The sequence below is a fragment of the Mesorhizobium abyssinicae genome (assembly GCF_049887195.1).
GTDB lineage: Bacteria > Pseudomonadota > Alphaproteobacteria > Rhizobiales > Rhizobiaceae > Mesorhizobium > Mesorhizobium abyssinicae.
The window spans coordinates 1-9,720 of record NZ_JARAKC010000045.1 but is presented as its reverse complement, the minus strand read 5'-3'; the positions used below and the strand labels follow the sequence as shown (position 1 = coordinate 9,720).

Sequence of the window (9,720 nt, the reverse complement as noted above, 5' to 3'; positions counted from 1 at the left end):
CTAGCCGTTCGAGCGCGGCAATGCGCGCCTCATAAGCCTGGAGAAGATCGGCCGCTGCTGCATCCTCATCGAGAGCGCCCGCCTCTCGACCCATATCCGGATCAGATTGCGTGAGATGTCGTGGCGCTTCGAGAGGGCATGCAGGGTCTCGCCGCCGAAATACTCCTGCGAAACCTGCCGCTTGAACTCGACGCTGTGGGTTCGGTGCTTTGCCATGGGCCTTCATCCTCTGAAAGCCCGGCTGCCCGGTCAATTACCGAAAACCATCCTGTCCGGCACCAGGGGCCCACTCCAGCGCTAGCACGGATATGACGCGGGTTAGCCTCGGGAAGAGCCGGATGCGGGAAATCGGTCCGCCCGGATCTGGGAGGGCGAAAGCCGAATGGCTGAGCTACCCGACCACGATCCGGATCGCACCGTTGACGGTCTCGCTACTCCCGGCCGAGCTGGCGCTGCCAGCGTTGCGAGCCAAACGAAGCTCTAAATCAGAGGCAAGGTTACGATTTTCGAAGCCACGCATTTGGAGCACAAGTGACATTAATCCCGAACGCGTCGGTGTAATAAGTGTCGACTAGGAAACCTGACTCCTCTATCATCTGAAATCCGTCGATAATCTCCTTGTTTACTTGAAATGGATTGTCTTCGATTACGTAGTAGTCGCCTTTTTTCATAAACTTGTTTAAGTAAGAAAATATGGAAAATATTTTCACGTGGGCGTCGTCGATCACAAGCCAAGGGTGGGGGAACCTAGCCAGCAAATTTTCGTCGAAGTTGGCGGCATCAGAAAGGTCGATTTGATGAAAGGTAAGCAGAGGATGTTTTGTTGCATTTTCATGGACACACTTGGTATACAAATCGAAGGAGTGTACTTCACCCATGTTATCGCAGAGTACAGACATATTATCAGCAAACCACAGTCCGCTGCCACCCTGATATGAACCGAGCTCTATAATTGTCGCAGGCTGAAGATCCCATATTAATCGTGGATACAAGGCAAGATCAAAAGGCGTCTTTAAAAGTATAAGACCTTTATAAGTCTTGGACAATGCTCCAACTTTTGTGGAGCGCTTGTCAGCAATCCATGGGTAGATAGACGACATCCATGTTCGATCGGATGGCTTGGCAAAGCGGTCAGAATCATCAGCATCCAGGACGTTGCTAATGGTGTCAAACATTCCCAGCCAGTCAGGAATGAACTCTCGCCACCCCTGATCTAGAAGTCCGTCGGGCTTCATCTGATCGGGGTAGTTCTCGTGGGCGGCATCCCAAAAAGCCTTGTACCCGGAAGCGAGTTTCATACGTCTATCTCCATGTTTACATCCGCCTCCTTATCGACGCAATCGGCGTGCCACTCGCGGAATGAGGTTGCGCGCGCTTTAACGAGACCGAAAAGCATGCCTGCATGCCCGCTGGAATGTCCGCGCGCTTGTCGGGTCCGGGACATCATGGACGAACCCCTACATCAACGTTCGCTCCGCCGCTGGCATGCGGCGAGCGCATTTCGCTGATTGTGAGCAGCTATTTCACGCGATGGTGAGCGCTCATTTCATTTGATCGTGAGCAGGGATTTCACCCGATCATGAGCGGCCGCTTCGACCGACCTGTTGATTGATTCAGGTGTTTGCGGCTGCGTCAAGAGCGTGGGCGCGGGCTTTATGTTTTCGCATGCTTTCTCCGGTGAGTTGAAGTCGGTGAGCGTTGTGAACGAGGCGATCCAAAATCGCATCGCCGAGCGTGGGACCGCCGACAACATCGTGCCAGTGTTCCACGGGGATTTGGCTTGTGACGATTGTGGACGCGCGGCCGTGGCGATCATCGAGGATTTCCAGGATGTCGCGGCGCTCGGCGGCGTTGAGGACCGACAGGCCCCAGTCGTCGAGGATGAGGAGTTGAATGCGCCCGAGCGTCTTGAGCATACGGCCATAGCGGCCGTCGCCGCGCGCCAGCGCGAGCGCCTCAAAGAGACGCGGTACGCGATGGTAGAGCACTGATCGATTGTCACGGCAGGCTTTGTGGCCAAGGGCGCAGGCCAACCAACTCTTGCCCAGGCCGGTTGCGCCCGTGACCAGCAAGTTCTCGTGGCGGTCGATCCAGTCGCCGGCGACGAGCCGAGCGAAGACGGCGCGGTCGATACCGCGCGGGGTGCGCAAATGACATCTTCCACGCACGCGCTCTGGCGCAGCGCGGCGAATTTGAGGCGTGTGGTGAGCCGTTTGGTGTCGCGCTCGGCGGCTTCGCGATCGACAAGAAGCCCGATGCGCTCCTCGAACGACAGGGCATCGAGATCCGGTGATCGTCGCTGCTCCTCGAAGGCCTTGGCCATTCCGGTCAAGCCGAGTGCGATCAGCCGTTCATGGGTGGGATGGGCGAGCATTGAGAACTCCATGCTTCAGTGGAAATAGCCCTGACCGCGGATGTTGCCGTGGCGCAGGGGCTGGTGGTCGGGCGTCTCTTCGAGGAAAGCGCGATCAAGGCCGTTCTTGAGGATCGAACGGATCGAGGCGACGGAGCGTGCCTTGATAAGGATGCCGCGTTGGCAGGCTGCATCGACGCGCGTGTTGCCGTAGCTTTTGGTCAGCGCCAGGATGCCGAGACAAGCGCGAAAGCCCTGTTCGGGATGCGGCCGGTCAGCGATGACGGCCTGGAATGTGGCGTGACCGATCTTCTCGCCGGCCGCGATCAATCCCCCCGGCGTCCACTTGCCGTAGCGGTGATGCGCGCTCGGCAGTGATCGGCAACGGTGGTGTGGCCGCGCCGGTTGGGCGCACGGGCGTGGCTGGCGATCCGCTGCCCTTGGAATATCTCGACAGTGTTGACGGCGATACGCACATCGACGAGCTCGCGAATGAGGCGGTAGGGCGTGGAATACCAGTGTCCGTCGACCTCGACGTGATAGTCGGGCGCGACACGGCAACGCTTCCAGCGCGCAAAGACGTATGGCTGATCCGGCAGTGCGCCCAGCTTCGGCCTGTCGATCTCGGCGAAGAGTTCGGCGCGGCTGGAGCCGAAGCCGCGCATCTGGCGGGCGTTGAGTTCGGCGACGAGCAGGCGGATGGCGCCGTTCAACTCCGCCAGGGAAAAGAAGCGCTGATTGCGCAGCCGCGCCAGGACCCAGCGCTGGGCAATTTGCACGGCGACCTCGACTTTTGCCTTATCCTTCGGGCGTCTCGGCCTGGCTGCGAGAACTGCGGTGCCGTAATGGCTCGCCATCTCCGCATAGGTCCGGTTGAGACCGGGGTCGTAGCGATCGGGGTTGGTGACGGCGGCCCTGAGATTGTCGCAGACCACGAACTTCGGCACGCCATCTAGAAATCGGAACAGATTGGTGTGAAGGCTGATCCAGTCGGGCAGGCTCTCGCTCGGGCACGCCTCGGCGTAGGTATAGTTCGACGCGCCCATCACGGCGACGAACAGCTTCATGGGCGCGCTTCGCCGGTGATGGGGTCGAAGACGTCGATGGTGTCGCCGGCGAAATCGACAAACACCTTCTCGCCGCCGAGGTGCGTCTGGCGCATCGTCGGGCGCGCGCGCCCTTTCCAGGCTTCGAAGGTCGTACAAAACCAGGTGTAGCCAAAGCCGTCGGGATTGGCGGCGCGATACTCTTCCCATAACAGCACCCGCGTTACACTGCGGCGACGCAACTCCTTCTCTACATAGCTCCAATCGGGCACCGGCCGCCGGGGGCTTTGCGATGCTGCCTTCGGCGCTGGGAAGAGCAGCAGCTCAAGGCCTTCGTCATCCCTCCCCTCGGGCAGCGGCCAGCTCAGCCCGGCGAGACGGGCGCGCCGCAGATAACCATGCACGACGCCATTGCTCACCCCGAGCGTGTGCGCGATGGCGCGTTCGGTCAGGCCCTGGACATGCCTTAGACGTAAAACTTCTCTGATCCGCCGCATCGACAATCTCTGGGTTGGCATCAGGCTTCCTCGTTTGAACGAGGCACCCTGTAGCTGAGTTGTCGGCCGAAGCGTCCCGCACCTCCGAAAAGGTGCTCACGATCGTCTAAATCGTTGCTCATGATCTCGTGAAATCCGTGCTCACGATGCGGTGAAATCCGTGCTCACGATCGCCTGAAATACGCAGGCGGCTCGTCTGTCAGGGGATCTTCCGCATATTTGGTGCAGGTGCCGGGATTCACGGGCGGTGCGAATGAGGTCCATAGAGTCGGAATCGCAGTCGACGCCGGTGATTCGCCCGTGCTCCATGCCTTCCGCTCTCTGGTCTCGACCGAGCTTTCGATTGTCCAATTTCTCCCACAGGCCGACAAGGTGGTGCTTGTAGCCCGGCCGAAGGCGACAGAATCGTGCTGTCCCTTCTGCGGTTGCCGAACCGGCCGCGTCCACAGCCACTACATGCGCCGGGTGGCTGATCTGCCGTGGCAGGGACGGGTTGTCGAAATTCGGCTCCACGCCAGGCGGTTCCGTTGCGCCGATCCGCAATGCCGTCAGCGGATCTTTACGGAACGATTGCCGGAAACGGTGCAGCCGAGAGCGAGACGCACCGCCCGCCTCGGCGAGAGCCATCTGGCGATCGGCTTCGCGGTCGGTGGCGAATCCGGCTCGCGCCTGTCGCGCAAACTCGCCATGCCGGTAAGCGGCGACACGCTGCTGCGGATGATCCGCGCAGCCGGGTTCGAGCCGCCGGCCGCGCCGCGGGTGGTCGGCATCGACGACTGGGCCTGGCGCAAGGGGCAGCGCTACGGAACGATCATCTGCGATCTGGAGCGCAACCGCGTGCTCGATCTGTTGCCGGACCGAAATGCCAACACGGTCGCGTCATGGCTGAAACGTCATCCGGGCATCGAAGTCATCGCTCGCGATCGCGCCGGCGTTTATGCTGACGGCGCCCGTCGCGGTGCTCCCGATGCAACGCAGGTCGCCGACCGCTGGCATCTTCTTCAGAACCTGGGCGAAGCGTTGCGTCTGGCCCTCGGCCGCCATCGCAAAGCGGTCCGTGCCGCCGGAAAGGCGATGATGGCCGAGATGAGTGGCGATGACGACGCCAATCCGGAACCATCGGTGGAGACTTCCCCGAAGCTTGATGGCCTGCGCCGGTCGCGCCGCAACCAGCGCAGTGAACTCTATGCTGAAGTCCTTGATTTGCGGACGACCGGGATGTCGCCGCGACAGATCGCGCCCCGGACCGGCATGAGCGTGAGAACGGTCGAGCGCTGGCTTGCAGCGGGCGGGGAGCCCGAGCACCGGCGCCCGCCCATGGATCCTTTCCAGGAGTATCTCGAAGGACGCTGGCAGGAAAGCCAACGCAACGGGTTGCACCTGTGGAGCGAAATCAAGCGCCGCGGCTTTGCAGGCAGCAAGGTGACCATCTACAGGTCGACCGCCGCCCGCCACCAGTGCTCATCGGCCGCTCCGCCAAATGCGCGATGGCGGCCGCCGTCGCGCCGAAACTGTGCATGGCTGCTGAGCGAAGACCCGACTTTGCTCGATGAGCAGACCGAGCAATTCTTGGGCCATCTATATGACTGCGCGCCGGAGCTCTTGAAGGCGGGTGACCTGGCTCGACGTTTCGCTGCACTGATACGCGGTAACGATGATGCCGTCTCGAGCAATGGATCGAGGACGCCACGGACAGCGAACTGGCTTCCCTTGCAGCAGGCATCGGCCGTGACATTGCGGCTGTTCGGGCCGCCATCACTCAGCCCTGGAGCACCAGTCCCGTCGAGGGACAGATCAACCGTCTCAAGACCATCAAACGCCAGATGTATGGGCGCTCCGGGTATGCGCTGCTGAGAAACAGGCTGCTGGCAGCCGCCTAACGACCGTCGAAACAGACGGGGCAACCAAGGGAACGCCGCCCCTGCACCAAATATGCGGAAGATCCCAATCAGCATGAGAATGCCGGCGGCTTGAGACGCAGGGAGGGCGTAGCCCGACCGGAGTTTCAAGCCGCCGGCGGCGTTCCTTTCGGAGCGTTGTCTGGTGATCGCGGCCGACTGGGTATGCCGGTGGTTTTTCCGATTGGAGGAATCACTTTGTGCCCGGCCGCCACGTAACCGATCACCAGATGAGGCTCTAAGTTCCGGCAGACCTATACGACGGCCATCGCGGCGGCGAAGGCGTCGATGAGCACGGCCACCGCCTATCGCATCGAGAAGGATTCGACGCTGCCCTCGCAGAGGAAGGTTCCGCGACAACGGCGCCGTCCTGATCCGCTCGCCGACTTTTTGACGCCGAGATCGTGCCGCTGCTGCGGGCGGCGCCGGGGGTCCGGCCGGTCGCAATCTTCGAGGAGATGCTGCGGCGTCATCCCGAGTTAGGCAGCGCCATTCGTCGCACGATCGAGCGTCGCGCTCGATCACGTGGATCGTGGATCGCAGCCGCAAGCCGGTCGGCCAGTCGCAAACGCCGTTCGGCGGCCGCCAGAAGCATGACGCCGCCATCCGATGTGATGCGGCCGCCGTTAAACGCAGCTGTGATCTTCTTGCGTCCGACGGCTGGAAAAGACAGCGGCAGCAACGTATCCTCGGTCATGGCGGGTGTGGATCTCGCGAGATGCGGTGGAAGGGTTGGCCTAAGCAACCGAATCCTACGCCAAATCGATCGCTTAAGCTACATCCGCCAGCCTCAAAGGCCCATCGTCGTGCATAAGACGGGCTAGGTATCAGAGCAGGAACTATCAGTTGTCGCGACGCCCGACTTTATTTTAAGGATAACAGCGCGCGGCAGGTCCGATGGGGGATGTCCCGGAGCTTGTTGAACTTCGGCTGAGCGACGTTGCGGGTTAATCATGTTAGGCAGCCTTCGATGCCGGAGCAAGGGGCTTTGTGCCGAGGCGTTGCCGATGGGCAATCAGCGCAGCGCGACCGGCAACTGCTTATGAGCTTTGAGCTTGCGGAAGCCCTTGGTGGCCTCGATCATGCCGGCTGCGACCCAACTGAGGGCCATCTTGCTATTACGCCAGCGCTTCACGTTGCGCGTGACGCGCTGGATCGTGCCCATCATGTTCTCGGCAATGTTGGTGCAGCCGAGCGAGCGGCTGAAGCTGCATAGGCAGCTTCAGCCGGACGACGGTGAGGATCTCGTTCAGGCCTTCCAAGATGCTTGCCGCGACGCCTGGGCCGATCCTGGTCGAGCCGACGCGCGAGGTTTCGGATGAGGTTCTCGGCCTTGCCGGCGTCGTCGAGCTTCCAGGCTTGGCGCAGCACCCGGCGCGTCGAGGCGTGAAGCTGCTTGTGCAGCCGATCCATGATGTTGCGCGCCTTGTGCGCTGGATTAGGCCTGTCCTTGCCGAAAGTGGCGCGGATCGCCTTCGACAGCGCCTTGAGCTCTTGGGCGAAACGTCCGCAGTGGCTGAGCCTTACCGCGGGCACACGCTGAATTTTAGATTGATCGACCGTAACGCATCGGCGGAACTAGTCGGGACATCGGGGTACGACTGCCGCGCTTAATGGTCGTCAAGGCTCGGCACGTCTTTGAGAAAATGCCTGCCAGCGCGGTATAGAGATCTTTCCCAACGCTGGTAAGCACCACGCCAGATGCCGCCCTCGCAAACAGCGGAGCACCGAGCTCGTCCTCGACGACTTTGATCTGCCGACTAATCTCTCCCGGTGTCACATTCAACTCAGAAGCTGCAAGCTCAAACGAAAGATGAAATGCCGAGGCTTCGAATGCCTCAAGAGCAATGAAAAATGCGAGATCATAACATCGATGAGACATTGAATGCTCCGATCGGATCAGCAGACCCGAATCGAGCGACCGGGTATCGAGCCTTGGGCTCATAGCGAGAGAGCCGGAACTCTACGAGGTAGACTTGGAAGGCTGAGATTAATCACGAAACTACGGTCCTACTCCGTTGTCCGCGCAACTTGCGCGCCGGTTGGCGCGAAGTTATGAGCTGCACCTGATCAATATCGACAGGCCCATCGCCCGGCAGTTTCGTCGGATTCCGACATTTTGTCCAGCTTCGGACAAGAAGGGCCGTGAATAGAATGCCCGTATCGCTCACTGGTGAGGTGCGATCGGGTCACTATGTCAAGCGCAAAGAGAAGCTCAGTTACGCGGACCGTACACGCGCTTCGTCGCCTCGCGTAGCTGCAAGTTGTCGCGAATGAGTTGTGCGGTAGCGCCATCATGGCCGTTCCTGCGGCGGTGCGGACGTTGGTATTCGGAAAACCCAGTAGTGCCCGTCTTCTTCGGCGAGGTATCTGCCGTTCCTTAGACACTGCACCAATTCAAGGAAACCCTCATCCTGTAGACGCTGCACCTCGACTTCAAAGGATGTTGATTCCGCATAACTTTTGCGGGTGCTTGCAACTACAAATCCGTTCGGACGGGTCACGCGAGCCAACTCGCGCAACCCGTCCGGTCGAACGTGACCGAGAGTGAAAACACCGCAGCAGACGGTTAGGTCATATCCCGCGCTAGCGTAGTCTGAGAGCCGACCGTTAAGGTCAACATTTCCCCGCGCATGGCGGTAAACGCCGGTTTGCAGCGCCTTTGCAGCCATCTCTTGCGAAAGGTCGAACCCATCGATCAACCGGAACCCGAGGCGTTCCAGTTCCACGCCGACGAGCCCTGTTCCGCAACCAGCGTCCAGGATTGCGATGCCATTTCGCTGCCCGGCCAAATAAGCCCTCTGCACGGCGCCTGCCAGTTCTGCCACGATCGTGGGTCCACAGTATCCGACGCGGACCTGATCCTGATCGAAGGTGCTCGCCCATCCGCGGTATAAGTTGGCCAAGCGAACTGCGTCCCCATCGAGGTCATGGGATGCCTTGATGCGCTCTCGTACGGCTTCGTCCGGTGCCGTCTGCTGATCCTGGGTGCTCATTGACAGCTCCTTTGTATTGGGTCCGATGATCAGCCGCAGCGCCCGTCCGGCACCGTCGGCGTTCGCATCGAGGGCATCAAAACTCATGCCAATTGGCAGAACGACGCGAAGAACCCATTTACGGGAACTGTTTCAGCTACTTGAGCTTGGAAAATGGAGGAGTCTGTTGGGCAAGCCTGTGTCGCGGAGCCGTCAAGACGTACAGAATGTCGGAATGTCCGCTCGACGTCGACGCTACGCTCGATGTCGTTCACGGCCATCAGCAGCTGTCGCTCTTCAACGCCCACTACGACGAGCGTTGCTTCCTGCCGATCCATGTCTATGACGCCGCCACCAGCCGCCCCGTCGCCATGATCCTGCGCCCCGGCAAGACCCCGACGGGCGAGGAGATCCGCGGCTATCTGCGCCGCCTCGTGCGCCGCATCCGCGCCCGCTGGCCGACCACCCGTATCCTGATCCGCGGCGATGGCCACTATGGCCGGGCGCAAGTCATGGCCTGGTGCGAGAACAACGGCATCGACTACCTCTTCGGCCTACCCGGCAACAAGGTTCTGCAGCGGCTCGTCGACGAGAGCGCCGACGACATCCCGCACGCGCCGCGCGCTCGAGCGTTCCGCCGTCTCTCCGGCGCCCTCGAGCCGGCCGCACCGTGAGCGCCGGGCGCCAACGCCCCGCAAAACCCGACAAACTCAACCCCAGCGCGTGCCCACAAGTCCCATCTTAACCGCGGCGGAACAGGCGCATCGACCTGCATGAGCGATCGCTCGGAACCAATCCAACCGCGCCTGAGCGCCGGCACTGTCGGAGATATCGGCGGTGGTGAGGTTGACCATCAACAGCCGTCCATCCGTATCGACGGCAATGTGTCGCTTGCGGCCGACAATCTTCTTGCCGGCGTCGTGACCCCTTGTTTCAGCTTGCGGAGCCTTG

5 protein-coding genes and 8 pseudogenes are annotated in these 9,720 nt (G+C 60.9%); 4 read left to right on the top strand and 9 right to left on the bottom strand.

All coding sequences use genetic code 11. The features are described from left to right. The 4 genes and pseudogenes from PU724_RS32860 to istA form a co-directional block, all read right to left on the bottom strand. Window positions 1-216, bottom strand: a complete 216-nt coding sequence (locus tag PU724_RS32860; protein WP_354425827.1) for a hypothetical protein — start codon at window positions 214-216, stop codon at window positions 1-3. Between the two features lie 281 nt (window positions 217-497). Then, window positions 498-1,298 (bottom strand): CmcI family methyltransferase, encoded by an 801-nt coding sequence (locus tag PU724_RS32855; protein WP_354425541.1) that lies wholly within the window; start codon window positions 1,296-1,298, stop codon window positions 498-500. A 315-nt stretch (window positions 1,299-1,613) separates the two neighbouring features. Beyond that, window positions 1,614-2,374, bottom strand: a pseudogene (gene istB, locus PU724_RS32850) (IS21-like element helper ATPase IstB). 15 nt (window positions 2,375-2,389) lie between these two features. Further along, window positions 2,390-3,917: pseudogene (gene istA / locus PU724_RS32845) on the bottom strand (IS21 family transposase). Between the two features lie 201 nt (window positions 3,918-4,118). On the opposite strand from istA, the pseudogene PU724_RS32840 reads away from it, so the two are divergent. The 3 genes and pseudogenes from PU724_RS32840 to PU724_RS32830 form a co-directional block, all read left to right on the top strand. Further along, window positions 4,119-5,546 (top strand): annotated as a pseudogene (locus tag PU724_RS32840) (ISL3 family transposase); the annotation flags it as partial. Between the two features lie 26 nt (window positions 5,547-5,572). Beyond that, window positions 5,573-5,776 (top strand): hypothetical protein, encoded by a 204-nt coding sequence (locus PU724_RS32835; protein WP_426213792.1) that lies wholly within the window; start codon window positions 5,573-5,575, stop codon window positions 5,774-5,776. 218 nt (window positions 5,777-5,994) lie between these two features. Then, window positions 5,995-6,318 (top strand): annotated as a pseudogene (locus tag PU724_RS32830) (IS21 family transposase); the annotation flags it as partial. Here PU724_RS32830 and PU724_RS32825 read toward each other — a convergent pair. The 4 genes and pseudogenes from PU724_RS32825 to PU724_RS32810 form a co-directional block, all read right to left on the bottom strand. Next, a pseudogene (locus PU724_RS32825) lies at window positions 6,306-6,491 on the bottom strand (transposase); the annotation flags it as partial. The pseudogenes PU724_RS32830 and PU724_RS32825 overlap by 13 nt on opposite strands. Window positions 6,492-6,750: 259 nt before the next feature. After that, a pseudogene (locus PU724_RS32820) lies at window positions 6,751-7,282 on the bottom strand (transposase); the annotation flags it as partial. Between the two features lie 58 nt (window positions 7,283-7,340). Then, window positions 7,341-7,739 (bottom strand): LysR family transcriptional regulator, encoded by a 399-nt coding sequence (locus tag PU724_RS32815; protein WP_354425543.1) that lies wholly within the window; start codon window positions 7,737-7,739, stop codon window positions 7,341-7,343. A 349-nt stretch (window positions 7,740-8,088) separates the two neighbouring features. Further along, a complete protein-coding gene (locus PU724_RS32810) occupies window positions 8,089-8,877 on the bottom strand; it encodes a class I SAM-dependent DNA methyltransferase (protein WP_354425545.1) in 789 nt (262 codons plus the stop codon). Between the two features lie 134 nt (window positions 8,878-9,011). Here PU724_RS32810 and PU724_RS32805 point away from each other — a divergent pair. Continuing rightward, window positions 9,012-9,393, top strand: a pseudogene (locus PU724_RS32805) (transposase); the annotation flags it as partial. A gap of 170 nt (window positions 9,394-9,563) precedes the next feature. On the opposite strand, the pseudogene PU724_RS32800 reads toward PU724_RS32805, so the two are convergent. Then, window positions 9,564-9,720: pseudogene (locus PU724_RS32800) on the bottom strand (transposase); the annotation flags it as partial.

Bases quoted from the DNA above. Each gene is read 5' to 3' on its own strand.
- PU724_RS32815 (WP_354425543.1), bottom strand. From the start codon at position 7,739: ATGAGCCCAAGGCTCGATACCCGGTCGCTCGATTCGGGTCTGCTGATC.
- PU724_RS32855 (WP_354425541.1), bottom strand. From the start codon at position 1,298: ATGAAACTCGCTTCCGGGTACAAGGCTTTTTGGGATGCCGCCCACGAG.
- PU724_RS32810 (WP_354425545.1), bottom strand. From the start codon at position 8,877: ATGAGTTTTGATGCCCTCGATGCGAACGCCGACGGTGCCGGACGGGCG.
- PU724_RS32860 (WP_354425827.1), bottom strand. From the start codon at position 216: ATGGCAAAGCACCGAACCCACAGCGTCGAGTTCAAGCGGCAGGTTTCG.